The organism is Microbacterium terrisoli (assembly GCF_030866805.1).
Classification (GTDB): Bacteria; Actinomycetota; Actinomycetes; order Actinomycetales; family Microbacteriaceae; genus Microbacterium; species Microbacterium terrisoli.
In genome coordinates this window covers 1,969,850-1,992,052 of sequence record NZ_CP133019.1, presented here as the reverse complement: position 1 = coordinate 1,992,052, position 22,203 = coordinate 1,969,850, and the positions used below count along the sequence as shown (strand labels likewise).

Annotated in this window: 19 protein-coding genes and 2 tRNA genes; 14 read left to right on the top strand and 7 right to left on the bottom strand. The window is 67.9% G+C overall.

Annotated elements, in window-relative coordinates; genetic code table 11:
- Positions 1 to 68: 68 nt before the first annotated feature.
- The gene (locus QU603_RS08630) at positions 69 to 554 is read right to left on the bottom strand and encodes a Dps family protein (protein WP_308490982.1); all 486 of its coding nucleotides are present in this window, start codon (positions 552 to 554) and stop codon (positions 69 to 71) included.
- 210 nt (positions 555 to 764) lie between these two features.
- Between QU603_RS08630 and QU603_RS08625 the strand changes: the two genes are divergently transcribed.
- Positions 765 to 1,295, top strand: coding sequence for a gamma carbonic anhydrase family protein (locus QU603_RS08625; RefSeq protein ID WP_308490981.1), 531 nt, complete (start codon positions 765 to 767; stop codon positions 1,293 to 1,295).
- Between the two features lie 10 nt (positions 1,296 to 1,305).
- Here QU603_RS08625 and QU603_RS08620 read toward each other — a convergent pair.
- Positions 1,306 to 1,379 (bottom strand) — tRNA-Gly (locus QU603_RS08620).
- Positions 1,380 to 1,536: 157 nt separating this feature from the next.
- Here QU603_RS08620 and QU603_RS08615 point away from each other — a divergent pair.
- The 5 genes from QU603_RS08615 (at position 1,537) to clpX (ending at position 6,036) form a co-directional block, all read left to right on the top strand.
- Positions 1,537 to 1,610: transfer RNA gene (locus tag QU603_RS08615), tRNA-Pro, on the top strand.
- 72 nt (positions 1,611 to 1,682) lie between these two features.
- Positions 1,683 to 3,146 (top strand): trigger factor, encoded by a 1,464-nt coding sequence (gene tig / locus QU603_RS08610; RefSeq protein ID WP_308490980.1) that lies wholly within the window; start codon positions 1,683 to 1,685, stop codon positions 3,144 to 3,146.
- Between the two features lie 182 nt (positions 3,147 to 3,328).
- Positions 3,329 to 3,913: an ATP-dependent Clp protease proteolytic subunit gene (locus QU603_RS08605; RefSeq protein ID WP_308490979.1), complete on the top strand. Its 585-nt coding sequence runs from the start codon at positions 3,329 to 3,331 to the stop codon at positions 3,911 to 3,913.
- Positions 3,914 to 3,933: 20 nt separating this feature from the next.
- Positions 3,934 to 4,614 (top strand): ATP-dependent Clp protease proteolytic subunit, encoded by a 681-nt coding sequence (locus QU603_RS08600; RefSeq protein WP_308490978.1) that lies wholly within the window; start codon positions 3,934 to 3,936, stop codon positions 4,612 to 4,614.
- 153 nt (positions 4,615 to 4,767) lie between these two features.
- Positions 4,768 to 6,036: an ATP-dependent Clp protease ATP-binding subunit ClpX gene (gene clpX, locus QU603_RS08595; protein WP_308493986.1), complete on the top strand. Its 1,269-nt coding sequence runs from the start codon at positions 4,768 to 4,770 to the stop codon at positions 6,034 to 6,036.
- A gap of 74 nt (positions 6,037 to 6,110) precedes the next feature.
- On the opposite strand, the gene QU603_RS08590 is transcribed toward clpX, so the two are convergent.
- Positions 6,111 to 6,776: a class I SAM-dependent methyltransferase gene (locus QU603_RS08590; RefSeq protein WP_308490977.1), complete on the bottom strand. Its 666-nt coding sequence runs from the start codon at positions 6,774 to 6,776 to the stop codon at positions 6,111 to 6,113.
- 197 nt (positions 6,777 to 6,973) lie between these two features.
- Positions 6,974 to 9,058, bottom strand: a complete 2,085-nt coding sequence (locus QU603_RS08585) for a M3 family metallopeptidase (RefSeq protein WP_308490976.1) — start codon at positions 9,056 to 9,058, stop codon at positions 6,974 to 6,976.
- 105 nt (positions 9,059 to 9,163) lie between these two features.
- Between QU603_RS08585 and QU603_RS08580 the strand changes: the two genes are divergently transcribed.
- The 3 genes from QU603_RS08580 to QU603_RS08570 are packed head-to-tail and all read left to right on the top strand — an operon-like array spanning position 9,164 to position 11,341.
- Positions 9,164 to 9,763 carry an ArsR/SmtB family transcription factor gene (locus tag QU603_RS08580; RefSeq protein WP_308490975.1) on the top strand — a complete coding sequence of 200 codons (600 nt, stop codon included), beginning with the start codon at positions 9,164 to 9,166 and terminating at the stop codon, positions 9,761 to 9,763.
- Position 9,764: 1 nt separating this feature from the next.
- Positions 9,765 to 9,992 carry a hypothetical protein gene (locus QU603_RS08575; protein ID WP_308490974.1) on the top strand — a complete coding sequence of 76 codons (228 nt, stop codon included), beginning with the start codon at positions 9,765 to 9,767 and terminating at the stop codon, positions 9,990 to 9,992.
- Positions 9,989 to 11,341 (top strand): MFS transporter, encoded by a 1,353-nt coding sequence (locus QU603_RS08570; RefSeq protein WP_308490973.1) that lies wholly within the window; start codon positions 9,989 to 9,991, stop codon positions 11,339 to 11,341. Before QU603_RS08575 ends, QU603_RS08570 begins: the two co-directional genes overlap by 4 nt.
- Here the strand turns inward: QU603_RS08570 and QU603_RS08565 are convergent.
- Positions 11,329 to 11,571: a hypothetical protein gene (locus tag QU603_RS08565; RefSeq protein WP_308490972.1), complete on the bottom strand. Its 243-nt coding sequence runs from the start codon at positions 11,569 to 11,571 to the stop codon at positions 11,329 to 11,331. The two genes, QU603_RS08570 and QU603_RS08565, sit on opposite strands and share 13 nt — an antisense overlap.
- A gap of 1 nt (position 11,572) precedes the next feature.
- The gene (gene valS, locus QU603_RS08560) at positions 11,573 to 14,149 is read right to left on the bottom strand and encodes a valine--tRNA ligase (protein WP_308490971.1); all 2,577 of its coding nucleotides are present in this window, start codon (positions 14,147 to 14,149) and stop codon (positions 11,573 to 11,575) included.
- A 430-nt stretch (positions 14,150 to 14,579) separates the two neighbouring features.
- On the opposite strand from valS, the gene QU603_RS08555 reads away from it, so the two are divergent.
- Complete coding sequence (locus tag QU603_RS08555) at positions 14,580 to 15,419, top strand: DUF559 domain-containing protein (protein ID WP_308490970.1); 840 nt, start codon at positions 14,580 to 14,582, stop codon at positions 15,417 to 15,419.
- A 96-nt stretch (positions 15,420 to 15,515) separates the two neighbouring features.
- On the opposite strand, the gene QU603_RS08550 is transcribed toward QU603_RS08555, so the two are convergent.
- Positions 15,516 to 16,181, bottom strand: a complete 666-nt coding sequence (locus tag QU603_RS08550; RefSeq protein ID WP_308490969.1) for a pentapeptide repeat-containing protein — start codon at positions 16,179 to 16,181, stop codon at positions 15,516 to 15,518.
- 408 nt (positions 16,182 to 16,589) lie between these two features.
- Between QU603_RS08550 and ileS the strand changes: the two genes are divergently transcribed.
- Genes ileS through ndk form a run of 4 tightly spaced genes read left to right on the top strand, consistent with a single transcriptional unit; the run spans position 16,590 to position 22,186 of the window.
- On the top strand, positions 16,590 to 20,003 hold the full coding sequence (gene ileS / locus QU603_RS08545) for an isoleucine--tRNA ligase (protein WP_308490968.1): 3,414 nt from the start codon (positions 16,590 to 16,592) through the stop codon (positions 20,001 to 20,003).
- Positions 20,004 to 20,005: 2 nt separating this feature from the next.
- Positions 20,006 to 21,358, top strand: a complete 1,353-nt coding sequence (locus QU603_RS08540) for a bifunctional folylpolyglutamate synthase/dihydrofolate synthase (protein ID WP_308493985.1) — start codon at positions 20,006 to 20,008, stop codon at positions 21,356 to 21,358.
- The gene (locus QU603_RS08535; RefSeq protein WP_308490967.1) at positions 21,355 to 21,768 is read left to right on the top strand and encodes a DUF4233 domain-containing protein; all 414 of its coding nucleotides are present in this window, start codon (positions 21,355 to 21,357) and stop codon (positions 21,766 to 21,768) included. Before QU603_RS08540 ends, QU603_RS08535 begins: the two co-directional genes overlap by 4 nt.
- A 1-nt stretch (position 21,769) precedes the next feature.
- The gene (gene ndk / locus QU603_RS08530; RefSeq protein ID WP_308493984.1) at positions 21,770 to 22,186 is read left to right on the top strand and encodes a nucleoside-diphosphate kinase; all 417 of its coding nucleotides are present in this window, start codon (positions 21,770 to 21,772) and stop codon (positions 22,184 to 22,186) included.
- Positions 22,187 to 22,203: the final 17 nt, after the last annotated feature.

Below are 22,203 nucleotides of genomic sequence, written 5' to 3'. Positions count from 1 at the left end.
CCAGCCGTGACGCCACGCACGAAGCCCCCGGAGTGTGGTCCGGGGGCTTCGTGCGTAGCGTGTGGCGCCTACTCGGCGAGGTGGGCGACCAGCAGCCAGCGGTCCTTCTCGATACCGGCCTTGATGCCGATCGCGATGTCCTGACTGGTCAGGTCGATCTCGTCGAGCCCATCGACGGCGGCCTGCAGCGAGGCGATCACGCCGTCCATGTCGGCGATGACGGCGCGCACCGTCTCTTCCCACGGCGTGAATCCGGCGGCCACCTTCGTGGCATCGACGTTGGCCGCGACCGTGTCCAGCCGCGCGTCGATGGGAAGTCCGAGTGCCACCACGCGCTCGGCGGCCTCGTCTGCCCAGCCCTGCGCGTGGGCGACGACCGTGTCCAGCAGCTCGTGGATGGCGATGAAGTTCGCGCCGCGCACGTTCCAGTGCGCCTGCTTTCCGTTCACGGCCAGGGCCTGCAGGCCGAGCGTCACAGGCGTGAGGAACTGTGCGGATCCTGCCGCCACCGTCGGATCGACGGCGGCGAGCGCGGTGGTGTGGGTATTGGGCATGTCATGACCTCCGGTTCGGTACGGCAGCTACTGAATGCAACGCTACGCACTGGGGTTCATTCCGCAAGCAAGACAAGGCTGGGCTTGGCTGGGCCTATCTGGGCTTGTGCGGGCCGCGCCGCCGCGCGGCGGGTGAAAGAGGTATGTCTGCAGAATTGCATTGAACTTCCGGTTCACACGGCCGGTGGGCGGGGCGGATATCGTGGCGGCATGAGCGTCGACGCAGCTGCCAGCATCCTGTCCGTCAACGGCGAGAGCCCGGTGATCGCATCGAGCGCGTTCGTCGCCGCCGGTGCACGTGTGGTCGGGGCGGTGACCCTGGGCACCCAGGCCAGTGTCTGGTACAACGCCGTGCTGCGTGCCGACGGCGACTCGATCACGGTCGGTGCCGGCAGCAACCTGCAGGACAATGTGTCGGTGCATGTCGACCGCGGATCTCCGGTGGTGATCGGCGAGAACGTCTCGGTCGGGCACAACGCCGTCGTGCATGGCTGCACGATCGGCGACGGCTCACTGATCGGGATGGGCGCCGTCGTGCTCAACGGCGCGAAGATCGGTGCAGGATGCCTCGTGGCAGGCGGTGCGGTCGTGCTGGAGAACGCCCAGATCCCGGCGGGGTCGCTGGTGGCCGGCGTGCCCGCCAAGGTTCGTCGGGAGCTGAGCGAGCAGGAGAAGGCGGGGCTGCTGGAGAACGCCCGCATCTACCGCGAAGAGCACCGGCTGGCGCATTCAGGCCACTGAGACCGAGGGGTGGAGGGGATGACGGGAATCGAACCCGCGTAATCAGTTTGGAAGACTGAGGCTCTACCATTGAGCTACATCCCCGTGCCGCTGGCGCGACCATGACACTCTACCGGACGGCGGCGCCGCTCTCGGACACCGCGGGGGTCTTCGGCGGTGCATTGGGGGCGTCACAGACTGCGCGCGGCTTTTCCAGCGCTGTCCGGTAGGCTTGTGCAGGCCGTTTCGGCGCTATGCGCCCCGGGGCGTAGCTCAGCTTGGTAGAGCGCCCGCTTTGGGAGCGGGAGGCCGCAGGTTCAAATCCTGTCGCCCCGACGTCACGGCCCAACAGACCCAGACCTTAAGCCGACACGTCCGCGTGCCCGAACCAGAGGAGAACGAAAAGGCATGGTCACGAGCACCGTCGAACAGCTCAGCCCCACTCGAGTGAAGCTGCATGTCAGCGTCACCCCCGATGAGCTCAAGCCCAGCATCACCCACGCGTATGAGCACATCGCTCAGGACGTGCAGGTCCCCGGTTTCCGCAAGGGCAAGGTGCCGGCTCCCATCATCGACCAGCGCGTCGGTCGTGGCGCCGTCCTCGAGCACGCCGTCAACGAGGGCCTGGACGGGTTCTACCGCGAGGCCGTGAACGCGCACGAAGTGCGCATCGTGGGCCGCCCGAACGCCGAGATCGTCGAATGGCCCAACGAGAAGGACTTCTCGGGCGACCTGAAGGTCGAGATCGAGGTCGACGTGCGTCCCGACTTCGACCTGCCCGAGTACGAGGGAACGACCATCACGGTCGACGCCGCTGAGAACGATGCAGCCGCGGTCGACGAAGAGCTCGACCGCCTGCGCGGCCGCTTCGGCACGCTGATCACGGTCGACCGTCCCGCCAAGGCCGGCGACTTCGTCGAGCTGGACATGGTCGCAACGATCGCCGACGCCGAGATCGACCGCGCCGAGGGTGTCTCGTACGAGATCGGCTCGGGCGAGCTGCTGGAGGGCATCGACGAGGCGATCGACTCGCTGACCGCCGGTGAAGACACCACGTTCCGCTCGACGCTGATCGGCGGCGACCACGCCGGTGAAGAGGCCGAGGTCGCTGTCACCGTCAAGAGCGTGAAGGAGCGCGAGCTGCCCGACGCCGACGACGACTTCGCGCAGATCGCCAGCGAGTTCGACACCATCGCCGAGCTGCGCGACTCTCTGGCCGAGCGCGTCGGACAGCAGGCAGTGTTCTCGCAGGGCGCCGCCGCGCGCGACAAGCTCGTCGAAGAGCTGCTCGCCAAGGTCGACATCCCCGTCCCGGAGCAGCTGGTCGAAGACCAGGTGCACGAGCACCTCGAGCAGGAGGGTCGTCTGGAGGACGACGAGCACCGCGCCGAGGTCACCGAGGCCAGCCAGAAGCAGTTCCGCACGCAGGTGCTGCTGGACAAGATCGTCGAGAAGCACGACGTGCAGGTCTCGCAGGACGAGCTGACCCAGTACATCGTGCAGTCGGCCGCGCAGTACGGCATCGCGCCGCAGGAGTTCGTCGAGGCGCTGCAGCAGAACGGGCAGCTGCCCGTGCTGGTCGGCGAGGTCGCCCGCAACAAGGCGCTTGCGATCGCCCTGGGCAAGGTCACCGTGGTCGACAGCGAAGGCAAGACCGTCGACCTGACCGGCTTCATCGCCGAAGAGGTCGGCGAGGACGCCGGCGACGCCGAGGCCGAGTCCGCCGCGACCGAGTCCGCTGCTGAGGAGTCGGCCGCCGAGCCGGCCGAGAAGGCGCCGGCGAAGAAGGCTGCTGCCAAGAAGCCGGCTGCCAAGAAGCCGGCCGCGAAGAAGCCCGCTGCCAAGAAGGACGACGCCGACAAGGCCGAGTGATCGCGGCACAGTCAGACGAGGGGTGGATGCTGCGGCATCCGCCCCTCGTCGCCTGTCGGCATGATCGATGAAGCCGCGTTCTGTGTGCCGGTCCGCCGCGCTCTCTGCCCAGGGCGAACAGGGCCGGGTCGCGCACCGCGCGCCGGTAGATTCGAAGTCACGCAACCGAATCAGGAGCTGGAATGGCTGAACCCCTTGTCGCGACGAGTGTCTTCGACAGGCTGCTGAAGGACCGCATCATCTGGCTGGGCTCAGAGGTGCGCGACGACAACGCCAACGAGATCTGCGCGAAAATCCTTCTTCTCGCCGCAGAAGATTCCCAGAAGGACATCTATCTCTACATCAATTCGCCCGGCGGCTCGATCACGGCCGGCATGGCGATCTACGACACGATGCAGTTCGTGCCCAACGACATCGTCACGGTCGGCATCGGCATGGCGGCCTCGATGGGCCAGCTGCTGCTGACCAGCGGCACGATGGGCAAGCGCTACATCACGCCCAACGCCCGTGTGCTGCTGCACCAGCCGCACGGCGGCTTCGGCGGTACCGCCAGCGACATCCAGACGCAGGCGCAGCTGATCCTCGACATGAAGAAGCGGCTCGCAGAGATCACCGCGTCGCAGACCGGCAAGACCGTCGAGCAGATCAACGCCGACGGTGACCGTGACCGCTGGTTCAGTGCCGATGAGGCGCTGGAGTACGGATTCGTCGACCACATCCGCGAGCACGCCGAAGACGTGCACGGCGGCGGTGGAACCAGCAAGTGACGCGCGAAGGAGACACGCTCATGAACACGCCCTCTTTCGGCCTTCCGACCTCGCCCCGCGCCCTGCAGATGCCCTCCAGCCGCTACGTGCTGCCCCAGTTCGAGGAGCGGACCGCATACGGCTACAAGCGCCAGGACCCCTACAACAAGCTGTTCGAAGACCGTGTGATCTTCCTCGGCGTCCAGGTCGACGACGCGTCTGCCGACGACGTGATGGCCCAGCTGCTTGTGTTGGAGAGCCAGGACCCCGACCGTGACATCGTCATGTACATCAACTCGCCCGGTGGCTCGTTCACCGCGATGACCGCGATCTACGACACGATGCAGTACGTCTCGCCGCAGATCCAGACGGTCGTGCTCGGACAGGCGGCCTCGGCCGCCGCCGTGCTGCTGGCCGCCGGCGCCCCCGGCAAGCGGCTCGCGCTGCCCAACGCCCGCATCCTGATCCACCAGCCCGCCGTGGGCGAGGCCGGTCAGGGGCAGGCCTCGGACATCGAGATCCAGGCCAACGAGATCATGCGCATGCGCACGTGGCTCGAAGAGACCCTGGCCCGCCACTCCAAGCGCACGCAGGAGCAGGTCAACAAGGACATCGACCGCGACAAGATCCTGTCGGCCACCGACGCCGTCGAGTACGGCCTGGTCGACCAGGTGCTGACCACGCGCAAACGCGGCGGTCAGAACGCCATCGCCGCGTCCTGAACACGGTGCGCGGGCCCCGGCATCCTCTGATGGATGCCGGGGCCCGCGCATTCGGTTCGGGGCCGCGCGTCGCAATACGGGCGGATGTCGCCGCCTGCGATTAGGCTCGAATCATGCAGACCGGGGATGTCTGCAGCACCGGAGGAGAAGCTCATGGCACGAATCGGCGAGAGTGCTGACCTGTTCAAGTGTTCCTTCTGCGGAAAGAGCCAGAAACAGGTCGTGCAGTTGATCGCCGGTCCGGGTGTGTACATCTGCAACGAGTGCATCGAGCTGTGCAACGAGATCATCGAAGAGCGCATGGCCGAATCGGCCGACGGCGCGGTCGCGGAGTTCGATCTTCCCAAGCCGCGCGAGATCTTCTCGTTCCTCGAAGAATATGTGGTCGGACAAGACGACGCGAAGCGTGCGCTGGCCGTGGCCGTCTACAACCACTACAAGCGCGTGCGGGCCCGCACGACGATCCAGTCCGCCGAGCAGCGGGTCGACGAGATCGAGATCGCCAAGAGCAACATCCTGCTGCTGGGGCCGACCGGGTGCGGAAAGACCTATCTGGCGCAGACGCTGGCAAAGCGTCTGAACGTGCCGTTCGCTGTGGCCGACGCGACGGCGCTCACCGAGGCGGGCTACGTCGGCGAAGACGTCGAGAACATCCTGCTCAAGCTGCTGCAGGCGGCCGACTTCGACACCGCGCGCGCTGAGACCGGCATCATCTACATCGACGAGGTCGACAAGATCGCGCGCAAGGCCGAGAACCCCTCGATCACCCGCGACGTGTCGGGTGAGGGCGTGCAGCAGGCGCTGCTGAAGATCCTCGAGGGCACCGTCGCCTCGGTTCCGCCGCAGGGCGGACGCAAGCATCCGCATCAGGAGTTCATCCAGATCGACACGACGAACGTGCTGTTCATCGTCGCCGGAGCGTTCGCGGGACTCGAAGACATCATCTCCGCCCGCGTCGGCAGGCACGGCGTCGGGTTCGGGGCGTCGCTGCACCGCAAAGACGAAGACCTCAACCTGTTCAGCGAGGTCCAGCCCGAAGACCTGCACAAGTTCGGCCTGATCCCCGAGTTCATCGGGCGTCTGCCCGTCGTGGCATCGGTATCGCCGCTGGACCGTGAGGCGCTCATGGAGATCCTGACGACGCCGAAGAACGCCCTGGTCAAGCAGTACCAGCGCATGTTCGAGCTGGACGACGTCGAACTCGAGTTCGAGAACGACGCGCTGCAGGCCATCGCCGATCTCGCCGTGACGCGCAAGACCGGCGCGCGCGGCCTGCGGGCGATCCTCGAAGACGTGCTCGGCCCGATCATGTTCGAGATCCCGTCGACCGAGGACGTCGTGAAGGTCGTGGTCACCCGCGGCGCCGTCGAAGAAGGTGCGGCACCCACGCTGGTGCTGCGCCAAAAGCGCAAGAGCGCCTGAGTCAGCCCGCCGCTGCCGGCGGCTTGTCCTTCCGGCTGCGGAGCCCGATCAGGGCACGAGATGCGTCTGCGCTGTCAGGACGCGAGACGCGTCAGGGCGATCAAGACCCTGTCGTCGGTGCGCACCCACGTGGCCACGCGCTGGATGCGCAGCCCGACCGGCGCCAGCCGGCCCAGGAGGCGGTCAAGAGTGGCGAACGGCTCATGGTTGCGCAGGTACGGGTGCTCGCCTGCGCGTGCGCCGTGCTCGCGCCCGGCATGGGCGTCTGCGTGGGCGGCGTGCGCGTGGGCAGTGTGCCCGGCACCGGCGAACGTCGCGGTTATCACCCGGCCGCCGGGGCGCAGGACGCGGGCCCACTCGGCGATGGCGGCGTCCGGCTCGGGGAACAGGTGCAGCGCCGCCACGCACGTGACGAGATCGACCGAACCATCAGGCAGCGGCAGGGCCGCAGCATCCGCCTGGACCCACTGGGCCGACGGCAGTTCGGCGCGGGCAACGGCGAGCATGCCCGCCGACAGGTCCACCCCGATCGCCGTCACATCGGGACGGGCTCGGGTGAGCGCGCGCACGACCAATCCGGTGCCGGTGGCCACATCGACCGCGGTGCCGCCCTCGGGCACGGTCGCGAACCGTGCCACAGAGGCGGCGAGCAGGTGGTGCATCGTGCTCTGGTCGTAGTACGGAGCGCGTTCGTCGAACGCCGCCCGTACCGCATCGCGCTGCTCGTCTGCTCTGCTCATGCCTGCTCCCGATCCTTCACTCTTGGTCGCCCCGCAGCCGCGCGTGGTTCCTCCATAGTCGCCCCGCGGCCGTGCACATCTGCGGGGATCGTGTCCGACACCCCGACGTGTCGACGCCGTAACCGGCGTGTCGCCGAAATCCCCGCCGCTGTGCGCACGCCCTGCTGCGGCCGGCCGCTGCTGTGCGGCCGCGCTGCTCAGTCGTCGAGGCCGCGGCGCTTGAGCAGCGGGGCGATCTCGGCGTCCCGGCCGCGGAAGTCACGGTACGCCTCGAGCGGGTCCTTCGAACCGCCGACGCCCAGCAACCGGTCGCGGAAACGGTCGCCGTTCTCGCGGGTGAGCCCGCCGTTCTCGCGGAACCACTCGACGGTGTCGGCGTCGAGCACCTCGCTCCAGATGTACGAGTAGTAGCCGGCGCTGTATCCGCCCGAGAAGACGTGCTGGAAGTAGGTCGAGGAGTAGCGCGTGGGCACGGCCGGGTTGTCGAGCCCGATTCCGGCGAGGGCGGATGCCTCGAACCCGACGACGTCGATGTCCTGCGCGGCCTCGTCGGCGCTGAGGGCATGCCACGCCTGGTCGAGCCACGCCGCGGCGAGATACTCGCTGGTGGCGAAGCCCTGGTTGAACGACTCGGTCGACTGCAGCTTGTGTACGACCTCGGCCGGCAGCGGCTCGCCGGTGTCGATGTGCCGGGCGTAGTTGTCCAGGATCTCGGGCCAGAACATCCACATCTCGTTGACCTGGCTGGGAAACTCCACGAAGTCACGGAACACGGCGGTGCCGGCGAAGTGCGGATAGGTCACGGTCGCGAACAGGCCGTGCAGTGCGTGGCCGAATTCGTGGAACAGCGTGTTCGCCTCGTCGAGCGAGAGCAGCGTCGGCATCCCGTCTGCCGGCTTGGAGACGTTGAGATTGTTCACGACGACGGCCTTCGTGCCGCGCAGCAGCGACTGACTGACGATGGAGTTCATCCACGCGCCGCCGCGTTTGGAATCACGCGTGTAGAGGTCCAGGACGTACAGCCCCTGAGCCGAGCCGTCCTCGTTGTGGACTTCGAATACGCGTGCCTCCGGGTGGTAGGCGTGCAGATCCGGGCGTTCGGTGAAGGTGACGCCGTACAGGCGGTTTGCGGCGTAGAACACCCCGTCCTTCAGCACGCGTTCGGCCTCGAACCAGGGCCGGAGGGCGGCGGTGTCGATCGCGTACTCGGCTTGGCGAACCTTCTCGGTGTAGAAGGCCCAGTCGTGGGCAGCGAGGTCGAACCGGTCCGCACCGGCGTCGATCGAGGCCTGCAGCGCCTGCTGCTCGCGGTGCGCGTTGCGCGCGGCGGGGACGGCCAGCCGATGCAGCAGGTCGCTCACCGCCTGCGGGTCGCCGGCGGTTTCGTCGGCGGTGACGTAGGCCGCGTGCGAGGGGTAGCCGAGCAGCGCCGCGCGCTGGGCACGCAGCCGGACGATCTGCAGCAGGGCGGCGCGGTTGTCGTTCGCATCGCCGCGCATGCCGCGGGAGCGGGATGCCGTCATGATGCGTTCCCGGACGGAACGGTCGCGCAGCGACGCCAGGTAAGGGTGGCCGGTGAACAGAGGCAGCGTCACGAGGTAGCCGCCGTCCAGGCCGCGGTCGCTGGCAGCCTGCGCGGCCGCCGAGAGCTCGCCGTCGCTGAGGCCCGCCAGGTCGGCGGCGTCGGTGGTGTGCACGGCGAGTTCGTTCGTGTCGGCAAGCAGGTTCTTCTCGAACGTCGTGGTCAGAGTCGACAGCTGCGTGTTCAGCGAGGTGAGCGTCGCCTTGGCCTCGTCGTCGAGTCCGGCACCGGCATGGGTCATCTCGCGATACCAGCGCTGCACGAGGTAACGCTTCTCGGCAGCGACGTCGGCGTCGGCGTCAGCGGCGTCGGAGGGCGCGGCATCCACAGCGTCGTGCAGGGTCTTGATGCGCTGGTACAGCGCACCGTCGAGCATGACGGCGTCTTCGTGGGCTGCCATCAGCGGTGCGAGCTGCTCTTCGATCTGCTGGATCGCCTCGGTCGCGTCGGCAGAGGAGACGGTGTAGAACGCCGTGGCGATGTCGTGCAGCAATCGTCCGCTCGACTCCAACGGCTCCATGGTGTTCTCGAACGTGGGCACGGAGCGCACGCGGGTGATCGCCGCGATCTCTTGCAGATGCTCGTCGAATGCGACCTCGAACGCCGGCAGATAGTGCTCGGGCCGGATCTGTGCATACGGCGGAAGGCTGTAGGGGAGCGGGCTGGGGAACAGGAGAGGGTTGGCCGAGGCATCCGTCATCCCTCCAGCGTAATCGCCGCGCCTGGTGAGCAAAGAAGCATCTGCAAAGGATTGATTGCAAAGAAATGCTTGCAAAGCGTTGTTCGCAAAGATATCTTTGCAGTCATGAGCGAGAACGAGACTCCGAATGGGCCGGTTCGCGTGCGGCGCATCGTCGAAGGCAACGCACTGCGTGCCCTCGCGCATCCCCTGCGGGTGCAGATCTACGACATCTTGGCGCAGTACGGTCCGCAGACCGCCAGCAGCCTGGCGCAGATGACGGGGGAGTCGACAGGGTCCACCAGCTACCACCTGCGGGCCCTGGCCAAGCACGAACTGATCCAAGAGGTCGAAGGCCGTGGAAATGCCCGCGAGCGGTGGTGGGAGCGCCCGCGCGGCTCGGTGACGTTCGGCAGCGCCGAGGGACTGAAGACGCCCTCGGGACGGGCTGCGACACAGGTCGTGATGACCGAGTTCTTCAACCGTCGTCACCAGCAGCTGATGCAGTACATCGCCGACGGCATCGCTCATCCGGTCGATGACTCCCCAGCGGTGATCACGACCGCCACCGCGCGGTTGACCGATGCGCAGATGGGCGAACTGAGCACGCGCGTGATGGCCATCATCGACGAATACGTCGATGCGTATCGCGACCAGACCGGAGATGGAGTGCGCGCGGTGAGCATCCGTGCCGACATCTTCCCACTCCCCGAGGAAGGACACTGACATGACCGCTCTGACGACCCGTCCGACCGCAACCGCGTCGCTGTTCGGGGCGCCGACTCGAATCGAACGACTGCTGCTGGCCCTCGCCGACAGCCTCGAGACCGCCGCCCGGCGACGCATGCAGCACCGTCAGCACGAGGCCGAGCGCATCGCATCGGGAGCCGCCGACCTGGCCACCGCGCGACGCGAGCACATCGCCGCCGCCTACCGCGGGCGGTTCCTGCGGTGAACTCCACGCGGCCCGCGCGTGCGCGCGACCGCCTCGGCCGTCCGTTCACAACGCTGTGGGGTGCCGCAGCGTTCAGCAACATGGCCGATGGGCTGGGTCGCACCGCGGTTCCGCTGATCGCGACGACGCTGACGCATGACCCCATCGCGATCTCGCTGATCACGGCCTTCGCCTTCCTGCCGTGGCTGGTGTTCGGTCTGCCGGCCGGCATGATCGTCGATCGGTGCGATCGCCGTCACGTCATGGCGTGCGCCAACACCATCCGCGGCGGCGTCGCGCTGGGGTTGGCGATCATGACGGTCACCGGCACGCTGAGCTTCTGGGCGCTGCTGGTGGGAACGCTGGCCTTCGGTCTCGGCGAGACGCTGTTCGACAACGCGACCACCGCCATGATCCCGTCGGTGGTGGCCAGGCGGCAGCTCGACCGGGCCAACGGGCGCATCCAGGCAGCCCAGATCACGATCGACAGCTTCATCGCCACCCCGATCGGGGGAGTGCTGTTCGCGATCGCTCTGGCTCTGCCGCTGTGGGCAGGGGCTGCGGGGTACCTCGTGCCCATCGCCCTTGCGCTGATGCTGCCGTTGTCGGCGGCACACGCACTGCGCGCCGACGTCCCGCCCTCGCCTGAGTCCGGTGAAGGGCGAATGGATGCCGCGGTCGGGGCTGCTGAGCACATCAGCACCCGCACGGCCGTCTCGTTCCTGTGGCACCACCGGTACCTGCGCACCATGATCGTGTTCACGGCGATCACCGGATCGTGCCTGACGTTCGCGCAGGCCGTGACGGTCCTGTTCCTGCTGGACCACTTGCACGTCGTGCCTGCCGCGATCGGCTTCGCCACGGCGGTCGTCGGTGCCGGAGCGCTGTGCGGGTCGCTCGTGTCGGCGCGGATCGTTGCTCGATTCGGTCGCGGACCGGTCATGCTCGCCGCCAATCTGACCGCCGCCGTCGGAATGAGCCTGGCGGGGATCGCCCCCGAGGCGTTCAGCGCCATGGCCGCCTATGCCGTGGCGGCGTTCGCGGTCGCAGTGTGGAACGTGCCGTGGGGAGCGCTGCGTCAGCAGATCATCCCCGGACGACTGTTCGGTCGAGTGCTGGGCATCACCCGCATGCTGACGTGGGGACTGTATCCCTTGGCCACATTGCTGGGCGGCTGGGTCTCGCGGTTCGACCTGCGACTGCCGTTCATCTCCGCCGGCGTCGTCATGCTCGTCGTCTCGCTGATGGGGTGGCAGCTGCTGACGCGCGGCACGCAGACGGCCGAAGCCGAGGCGGATGAGCGCGACCGTGCCGAAGCCGAAGCCGAAGCCGAAGCCGAGGCCGTAGCGCCGGTGCGTCAGTCCGACTGATCCTGGTCGTCATGCCGCACGACGACGGTGCCGGCGTGATCGACAGTCACGACGATGCCGAGGTCGAGTTCGGCGACGGGTCTTCCCTCCAACCACGTCAGCGTCCACCTCGCGACGCCCCGTTCGCTCGCCGGCAACCCCGCCTCGACGCTGCGCAGCTCGGCGACGACCTCGGAGGAGAGCCGGGCCGGCGGCTCGGCGCCGACCGCCCAGCGTGTGCCCAACTGCATGTCAGGCCTCCTGCGCAGTCAGCACGATGTCTGACACGGTCAGCTCATCGGCCTCGGCGTAGGTGATCTCGGCGATGCGTCCGACCGCCTTCAGGTCGCCCTCGGCAAGGCGGATCGCGTCGATCACCTCGGCGGGACCGGCCACGGTCACGTGCGAGACCGGCGTCTTCTGGGATGCCTTGGCCTCGGTCTTCGCGCGGCGGATCCCCACCAGCGCCCCGCCCACGGCCGACAGCACGTGGGCGTCGCCGGCGATCTCGAGAGGGGCGGGCCACTGTGCGGTGTGGATCGAACCGTCCTCGAACCACGACCAGGCCTCCTCCGTCGCGAACGACAGCACGGGGGCCAGCAGCCGCAGCAACGTCGACAGCGCCAGTCGCAGCGCGAGCGCCGCCGAGGCCTGCCCGACGTCGGTGCGGTCGTATGCGCGCTCCTTGACCAGCTCGAGGTAGTCGTCGCAGAACGTCCAGAAGAACGACTCGGTCAGCTCCAGAGCGCGGGCGTGGTCGTAGGCGTCGAACGCCCTCGTGGCTTCGCGCACGACGCCGTCCAGGGTGGCCAGCATCGAGGCATCCAGCGCATGCGTCACCTCGGCGCCCTCGGGAACGGGGAACGACAGCACGAACTTCGCAGCGTTGAGGACCTTGATCGCCAGTCGTCGCCCGATCTTGACCTGGGTCGGGTTCTGCGGGTCGAATGCCGCGTCGGCGCCGAGCCGGCTGGAGGCCGACCAATACCGCACTGCGTCGGTGCCGTGTGCGTCGAGGATGTCGGCAGGCGTGACCACGTTGCCCTTGGACTTGGACATCTTCTTGCGGTCGGGGTCGACGATGAAGCCCGAGATCGCGGCATCCGACCACGGCGCACGACCGTCTTCGAGCGCACTGCGCACCATGGTCGAGAACAGCCACGTGCGAATGATGTCCTGACCCTGAGGCCGCAGGTCGAACGGTGCGACCAGGTTCCACAGCTCATCGTCGCGCTGCCAGCCGCCGGCCAGCTGCGGGGTCAGCGACGAGGTCGCCCATGTGTCGAAGATGTCCTTCTCGGCGTCGAACCCGCCGGGCACTCCGCGCTGGTCTTCGCGGTAGCCGGCCGGCACGTCGATCGTGGGATCGATCGGCAGGGTCGCGGCATCCGGAATCAGCACGCGGTCGTAGTCGCGTTCGCCGTTCTCATCCAACGCGTACCAGAGCGGAATCGGCACGCCGAAGAAGCGCTGACGCGAGACGAGCCAGTCGCCGGTGAGGCCGTTCGTCCAGTTCTCGTACCGCACGCGCATGAAGTCGGGATGCCACGACATCTGCTGGCCGAGAGCGATGAGCCGGTCGCGCAGGGCCTCGTCACGAGCACCGTTGCGCAGATACCACTGGCGCGTGGAGACGATCTCGAGCGGGCGGTCGCCCTTCTCGAAGAACTTCACCGGGTGGCTGAACGGCTTGGAGATCTCCTTGAGGTCGCCCGATTCCTGCAGCAGTTCGGCGATGCGCTTCTTCGCGCTGAAGACGGTCTTGCCCGCCAGCTCCGCATACGCCGCCTTCGCGGCATCCGTGACGATCACATCGGGGGCCTCGGCGATGATGCGGCCGTCCTTGCCCAGGATCGTGCGGTTGGGCAGCTGAAGCTCGCGCCACCAGATGATGTCGGTCACGTCGCCGAACGTGCAGATCATCGCGATGCCCGAGCCCTTGTCCTGCTGGGCGAGCGGGTGGGCGAGGATCGGCACCTCGACGTCGAACAGGGGAGTGCGCACGGTCGTGCCGAACAGCGGCTTGTAGCGCTCGTCGTCGGGGTTGGCCACGAGGGCCACACACGCCGCCAACAGCTCGGGCCGCGTCGTCTCGATCAGCACATCGCCGCCGCCGTCGGTGCGATGGAAAGCGACCCGGTGGTACGCCGCCTGCTGCTCGCGGTCTTCGAGCTCGGCCTGCGCGATCGCCGAGCGGAAGTCGATGTCCCACAGGGTCGGCGCCATGGCCTGGTAAGCCTCGCCGCGCTCGAGGTTGCGCAGGAACGCGAGCTGGCTCGTGCGGATGGTGTGGTCCGAGATCGTGCGGTATGTCTGGCTCCAGTCCACCGACAGGCCCAGCTGACGGAACAGGCTCTCGAACTGCTTCTCGTCCTCTTCGGTGAGCGTCTCGCACAGTTCGATGAAGTTGCGACGGCTGATCGGCACCTGGTCGGCCGGCTTCAGGCTCTTCGCATCGCCCCGGAACGGGGGAGTGAATTCGGCGTCGTAGTGGAGCGACGGGTCACAGCGCACGCCGTAGTAGTTCTGCACGCGTCGCTCGGTGGGAAGGCCGTTGTCGTCCCACCCGAGCGGGTAGAACACCGTCTTGCCGCGCATGCGCTCGAAGCGCACCTTGATGTCGGTGTGCGTGTAGCTGAACACGTGGCCGATGTGCAGGCTGCCCGACGCGGTCGGCGGCGGCGTGTCGACCGAGAACACTCCGGCGCGGCCCTTGGCCTTGGCGGCATCCCGATCGAACACGTACGTGCCCTGTTGCCGCCATGCGGCATCCCACTTCGACTCGAGACCCTCGAGGGCGGGCTTGTCGGGAATGTGCGCGTCGGACATCAGGGTCTCCTTGAGCGATGTATGCGGCACTGTGTGAGCGTGCCTGAGTGTGGATTGTGCGGCCATTCTACAGGGCTGGGCCTGCATCCTGACGCGGCTCGCACCGTGGCTGCGGCACCTCGCGTCTGGGCTGCGGCATCCCGCGTCTGAGCTGCGGCATCCCGCGTTCCCACACAATCAGCCCATCCCTCGCACGAAGCGAGGGGATCTCACGAAACGAGGATCGAATGGCTGATTTCGGCCCTCGTTCCGTCAGATCCCCTCGGCTCAGGCGAGGGGCGCGGCGTCGGACGCGTCCGTAGGCGCGGCGGGGCAGCGCGAGCGCACCGCCTCCTCCCCAAGCACCGTGTTTCGGACCATTCACGCGTTCTGTCCACAGTGCGGCGTCGAGCCATCTCCACGACGTCGGATCATCGGCATGCTCGTCTTCATGAGAACGCGAGTGGATGCCGTGGCCCGAGCGGTGCGCAATGCGGGCGGGATCGTGCGAAGCAGGCGGCTGGTCGAGGCCGGCCTGTCGACGCACGACATTGCCGCGGCTGTGCAGAGCGGCCTTCTGGTGCGGGAACGACGCGTGTGGGTCGCCACGACGGATGCCGACCCGCAGCTGCGTTTCGCGGCGCGGCATGGCGTCGTCCTCACGTGCGTGACGCAGGCGACGCGTCTGGGGCTGTGGGTGCTCGAAGCGGACGGTTTCCATGTGGCGTGCCATCCGCATGCGGGGTGTGTCAAACCGCCCAAGGCTGTGCTGCACCGGCCGTCGCCTCTCGTCGCTCGCGACCCGAATGCGCTGGTGGACGGTGTCGAGGTCGTCTTGCAGACCGTGGCAGCCTGTCAACCGTACGAAGCCGCGCTGGCGGTGTGGGACAGCGCTCTGAACAAGGGTCTGGTCGACAAGGCGGCGCTGGAGCGCCTGCCGCTGAAGGGACAGGCGCTGACGCTGCTCTCGGATGCGAGTCCGTTCCGTGACTCCGGACTGGAGACGTTCATCGAGCCACGTCTGAGATGGATGCGGCTGCCCATCCGATCGCAGGTCTGGCTGTTCGGTCATCGAGTCGATCAGCTGATCGGCGAGCGACTGGTGCTTCAGATAGACGGAGGCCACCACGTCGGCGCCCAGCGCGCCGAAGACATCGCGCACGATGCAGAGCTCATGCTGCGTGGCTATCACGTCATCCGCGTCACCTATGACCAGGTCGTGAACCACTGGCCCGAGGTGCAGGATCTCATCATGCAGGCGGTTGCGCAGGGACTGCATCGCGCAGCCTGACGCGCGGTCAGCCGGGGACGTCATCGGTGCGGAGCGTTGAGCGTGAGAGCGACAGTTGCGTGCTGACGTTCGGGGGTGTGGCGCTTCGGGAGCGTTTCAGTCGCTGACCCGAATGCCGAAGGCGGCAGCGAAAGCGGGCGCGAGAAGCTCGACCTGGTGCGGCGCCAGGGTCGCACCGCGCAATGCGGTGACGTCGAGGTAGGCGAGTGCCTCAAGACCCCGCAGGTCGAGATGCTCGGCCCGCATCCCGCGGGTGTCCACGTCATCCACCCGGCTCGAAGCGAAAGCCGCGCGTGAGACCTTCGCCTGCGGGAGGTCGAGCGTGGTGAGCACGCAGTCGCCGATCATGACGTCTTCGATCTGTGCGCCTGCCAACGTCAGGTAGTCGATGCGCACGTGCCGCAGTTCGAGTTCGCCGATGCGCGTGTCGCTGAGATCCAGGGTGCCGATGCGGCCGCCCGTGAAGCGCACGCGGCGAAGGGAGGCCGATCTCGCGCGCACGCTGCCGAACCGCAGATCGGTCACGTCGACGTCGATGAGCGTGGCGCCCGTGAGGTCCAGCTCCTCGCCGGCGCCGGCGATCAGGCTCTGCTCGATCGACGCGTGCGCGGCGTCTGCACTGCCGTCCAGCTCAATGCGTGCGGCGAACAGGTCGGCGTGGGGCGCCGGGCGACCGAGGTCGAAACGATCCGGCAGGTCAGGGGGTGAGATGACCGGCGCCTTCGGTCCGGTGGAGTGTTCGCTGCGGGGGCATCGAGGCATGCCGACCACGCTATCGGCCGCCGCCGACGTCAGCGCCCTCGCGCCACGCGAGGGGATCTCGCCACGCGAGGGCCGGATCGCGGGGTGTCGCCCTCGTTTCGTGAGATCCCCTCGCCTCGGGCGAGGAGCGCGCCGGCGCGCTGTCCGCGGCGAAAAAGCAGCCCCGAACCGCGTAGAATGGCTGGACAGACATCGATCCGGCCATCACCGGGGAGTCTTCGGAAGAACGGCGGGCCTCATCAGAGGCCCGGCTCACTAGAACCGAACGGGTCAGGCCCGTCACAGCCGCAGTGAGAGCGGTCGTCCCGACGCCGTCAGGCGCACAGGGCGACAACGCAGGGTGGTAACGCGGTCCGCGAGGGTCGTCCCAGCGGTCAGCACCACCACCACGACACACTGCGAGACGCCATGACCTATCCCCGCGAATCCGCCTTCGGCCCTGCCGCCGAACCCGTCGTTCCGAGCCCCCGCTTTCCCGCGATCGAGCGCGACACGCTCGACTTCTGGCAGCGCGACGACACCTTCCGAGCCTCGATCGCCCAGCGCGACGGCGCCGAGGAGTGGGTGTTCTACGACGGTCCGCCGTTCGCCAACGGGCTGCCGCACTACGGCCACCTGCTCACCGGCTACGCGAAGGACCTCTTCCCGCGGTTCCAGACCATGCGCGGCAAGAAGGTCGACCGCGTGTTCGGGTGGGACACGCACGGTCTTCCCGCCGAGCTCGAGGCGATGAAGCAGCTCGGCATCACCGAGAAGGAAGAGATCGAGAGGATGGGCATCGCGACCTTCAACGCGAAGGCACGATCGTCTGTGCTGGAGTACACGCAGGAGTGGCAGGAATACGTCACCCGTCAGGCGCGCTGGGTCGACTTCGAGCGCGGCTACAAGACGCTCGACATCACGTACATGGAGTCCGTGCTCTGGGCGTTCAAGACGCTGTATGACAAGGGTCTGGCCTATGAGGGCTACCGTGTGCTGCCGTACTGCTGGCGTGATGAGACCCCGTTGTCCAACCACGAGCTGCGCATGGACGACGACGTGTACAAGATGCGTCAGGACCCGTCCGTGACGGTCTCGTTCCCGCTGACCGGCGACAAGGCCGAGGCTTTGGGCCTTGCCGGCGTGCGGGCGCTGGCGTGGACGACCACGCCCTGGACGCTTCCGACCAACATGGCCCTGGTGGTCGGCCCCGGCATCCACTATTCGGTCCTGCCCGCCGGCCCCGGCGGTGCGCGCGACGGCGGCGAACGCTATCTGCTCGCGCGGGATCTCCTGCCCGGCTATGCGAAGGATCTCGGCTATGAGACGCCGGATGCCGCGACCGCCGCGGTCGAGAAGACCTTCGCCGGTGCCGACCTGGAAGGCATCGCGTACGACCGGCTCTTCGACTACTACGCCGACACCGAGACGTGGGGGACCCAGAACGCCTGGCGGATCCTCGTCGACGACTACGTGACCACCACCGACGGCACGGGCATCGTCCACCAGGCCCCGGCGTACGGCGAAGACGACCAGCGGGTCACCGAGGCCAACGGCATCCCGGTCATCTTGAGCCTGGACGACGGCGGCCGATTCCTGCCGCAGGTGACCGATGTCGCGGGCGAGCTGTGGATGGACGCGAACCGTCCGCTGATCCGCCTGCTGCACAAGAACGGGCGCCTGCTGCGTGAGCAGAGCTACGAGCACTCGTACCCGCACTGCTGGCGGTGCCGCAACCCCCTGATCTACCGCGCGGTCTCGAGCTGGTTCGTGCGGGTGACCGACTTCAAAGACCGGATGCTCGCCAACAATGAGCTGATCGACTGGGTGCCCGAGAACGTCAAGCACGGCCAGTTCGGCAAGTGGCTCGAGGGCGCGCGAGACTGGTCGATCAGCCGCAACCGCTACTGGGGTTCGCCGATCCCGGTGTGGCTGAGCTCGGATCCCGCGCACCCGCGCATCGATGTGTACGGGTCGCTGGCCGAGCTCGAGCGCGACTTCGGCACGCTGCCGCGCAATCCCGACGGCGCGGTCGACCTGCACCGTCCGTACATCGACGAGCTGACCCGCCCGAACCCCGACGACCCGACGGGGCAGAGCGTCATGCGGCGCATCGAGGACGTGTTCGACGTCTGGTTCGACTCGGGTTCGATGCCCTATGCGCAGGTGCACTACCCGTTCGAGAACCAGGAGTGGTTCGACACGCACTCGCCGGCCGATTTCATCGTCGAGTACATCGGTCAGACCCGCGGCTGGTTCTATCTCATGCATGTGCTGTCCACGGCGCTGTTCGACCGGCCGGCCTTCACGGGCGTGAGCTGTCACGGCATCGTGCTGGGCAGTGACGGGCAGAAGATGTCCAAGTCGCTGCGCAACTACCCGGACGTGTCCGAGGTCTTCGACCGCGACGGCTCCGATGCGATGCGCTGGTTCCTCATGTCCAGCTCGGTGCTGCGCGGCGGCAATCTGGTCGTCACTGAAGAGGGGATCCGCGCCGGCGTGCGTGAGTTCCTGCTGCCGCTGTGGAACGCGTGGTACTTCTTCGCGACGTATGCGAACGCCGCGCTTCCGGTCGTGGAGCGCGCGAAGGCAGACGAAGCGGCTGCCGGCTACGAGGCGCGCTGGCGCACCGATTCGACCGATGTGCTCGACCGCTACATCCTCTCTCTCACCGGACGGCTGGTGGCCGACGTGGCCGCCGACCTCGAGGGTCTGGATTCGACCACCGCCACGGAGCGGTTGCGCGATTTCGCCGAGGCGCTGACCAACTGGTACATCCGGCGCTCTCGCGACCGGTTCTGGGTGGGGGTGGATGCCGCCGACCCGCGCACGACCGAAGCCTTCGACACGCTCTACACGGTGCTCGAGACGCTCTCCCGAGTGGCGGCGCCCTTGATCCCGCTCGTCTCGGAGCGGGTGTGGCAGGGGCTGACCGGCGGGCGCAGCGTGCATCTGACCGACTGGCCCGACGCCGCAGCCTTCCCGCAGGCCTCGGACATCCGCGAAGCGATGGATGCCGTGCGCAACGTGTCGAGTGTGGCCAACGCACTGCGCAAGAAGGAGGGCAAGCGCGTGCGGCTGCCGCTCGCGCAGCTGACCGTGGTGGTGCCGGATGCCGCATCCCTGGCGCCGTATGAGGACATCCTGCGCGACGAGCTCAACGTCAAAGCCGTGGCGCTGGTCTCTCTCGGCGACGACACCGCTGCCGAGTACGGCATCACCCACCGTCTCTCGGTCAATGCGCGTGCCGCCGGGCCGCGTCTGGGCAAGCAGGTGCAGCAGGTGATCCGGGCGGCGAAGGCGGGGGACTGGACCGAGATCGACGGCGAGGTGGTCGCCGGTGGCATTCCACTGGAGCGGGCCGAATACGATCTGGTGCTCGAGACGACCGGCCGCCCCGAGGGCGAAGCGCTCGCGCTCGTCTCGACCGGGGGGTTCGTGCTGCTGCAGACGGCGACCACTCCCGAGCTCGAAGCCGAAGGGCTGGCACGCGATGTGATCCGCGCCGTGCAGGACACGCGCAAGGCCGCCGGGTTCGACGTGAGCGACCGCATCCGGCTGCAGCTGCTGTTCGCCGACACCGCCGACGGCGATGCGGTGGCCGCCGCGTTCGAGCTGGCCGATGTCGCCGGCGAGACGCTGGCTGTCGAACACGCTCTGACGGTCGTCGGGCGCGACGTGCAGGTCGCCGACGATCTGGCCGAACGGCCTGACGACTGGTCGGCCGAGACGCTTGCCGGCGTCGCGTTCGATCGCACACCACAGCACGTCGCGTCCTTCGCGGCGCGCGCATTCGCCAATGCCGGCCCGTTCTGGGTCGGTGTCACGAAGGTCGAGGCATGAGTATGAGCGATCGCGAGCGGGCAGACGCCGTCTACGCCGAGCTGCTCAAGCGGCAGGGTGAGCGTTGGGTTCAGCCGCGCGTGGAGCGCACCCGGCGGGTGCTCGAGCTGCTCGATGATCCCCAGCGCACCTACCGCGTCGTGCACATCACCGGCACGAACGGCAAGACCTCGACGGCGCGGATGATCGAGAGCCTCGTACGCGCCCACGGCCTGCGCACGGGGCTGTTCACGAGCCCGCACTTGGAGCGGTTCACCGAGCGGATCATGATCGACGGCGAGCCGGCCGACGACGGAGCCGTCGCTGACGCCTGGGATGAGATCGAGCCCTTCCTGGGCATCGTCGACGCCGAGCTTCAGTCAGCGGGCGACGCTCCGCTGACGTTCTTCGAGATCCTCACCGTGCTCGCCTTCGTCGTCGCCGCCGATGCGCCGGTGGATGTGCTGGTGCTCGAGGTCGGGATGGGCGGTTCGTGGGATTCGACGAACACCGCCGACGGCGAGGTCGCCGTGTTCGCGCCGATCGCGATGGATCACGCCGACCGCCTCGGCAACACGATCGAGGCGATCGCCACGGTCAAATCGGGCATCATCAAGGACGGTGCCGCCGTCGTCTCGTCGCGGCAGACGCCCGAGGCCGAGCGCGTGCTGCGTGCCGCAGCGGCGGCGCACGGAGCCACCATCGCGTTCGAGGGCGAGGAGTTCGCGCTCGTCGAGCAGCGGCTGGCCGTCGGCGGGCAGCAGATCGTCGTCCGCGGCCAGGGCGGGGTGTACGAGGCGACCTACCTGCCGCTGTACGGCGCGCACCAGGGCTTCAACGCTGCCCTGGCGATCGCTGCGGTCGAGTCGCTGATCGGCGAGACTGCGACCTCGATCCCGGCCGACATCGTGACCGAAGGACTGGCAGAGGCGACCTCACCGGGGCGGCTGCAGCTGGTCGGTGCGGCGCCGACGGTGCTCGTGGATGCCGCGCACAATCCGCACGGCGCCCACGCGCTGGTGGCGGCGCTGAACGAGTCCTTCGACTTCGACGAGTGGGGCTTCGTGTTCGGGGTGTTCGCCGACAAGGACGCCGCCGGGATCGTCGCCGAGTTCGCACCGATCGCCGCGCAGGTGTTCGCGACGTCACCCGACTCTCCGCGTGCGTTGGATGCGGATGCCGCAGCCGACCTGGTGGAGGCCGCCGGCGTGCCGGTGACCGTGCATCGTGACCTGGACGAGGCCGTCGATGCCGCACGCGAATGGGCGGCGGCATCCGATCGTCGCGCCGTCGTGATCGCCGGCTCCATCGTGCTGGCCGGGGAGGCCATCACGCTGTCGAAGGACGAGGACTGGATGGCCGGGTGGTCGTCGTGACCAGCGCCGAGCAGACACCGCGTCGGCCCCGCCGTCAGCGCGGCGCGGCCGAATCGCTCGGCCAGATCGTGCTCGTGTTCGAGTCGGTCATCGTCTTTCTGGGCGGACTGGTCGCCTTCGGTCTGAAGGCGCTGCCGACGTCGATTCCGCCGTGGTGGGCCATCGTGGGCGCAGCGGTGCTGGCGGTGCTCATGCTCGCCGTCTCGATGGTGCTGCGGCACCGGTGGGGGATCGTCTTGGGCTGGATGCTGCAGGCGGTCGTCGCACTGTCGGCGTTCCTGTTGCCCGCTGTGCTCGTCGTCGTCGTGGTTTTCGGCGGAATGTGGGCATATGCCACCATCAAGGGGGCGTCGCTGGACCGCCGCAATGCCCGACTCATGCGAGAAGCAGATTCATCGAATGGAGACTGACATGGCCACCGAAGAGACCCTCGTGCTCGTCAAGCCCGACGGGGTCGCCCGGGGACTGACCGGGACGATCCTGGCCCGCATTGAGGCCAAGGGCTATTCACTGGTCGACCTGCGTCTGGTCGAGCCCGACCGCGAGCGCCTCGAGCGCCACTACGCCGAGCACGAGGGCAAGCCGTTCTACGAGCCGCTGCTCGAGTTCATGATGTCGGGGCCGTCGGTGGCGATCCGGCTCGCGGGCGAGCGCGTGATCGAGGGATTCCGGTCGCTGGCCGGTACGACCGACCCGACGACGGCGGCTCCCGGCACCATTCGCGGTGATTTCGGCCGGGACTGGGGCCTGAAGGTTCAGCAGAACCTCGTGCACGGGTCCGACAGCCCCGAGTCGGCGCAGCGCGAACTGGGCATCTGGTTCCGCTGAGCGGGATGTCCGTCGGC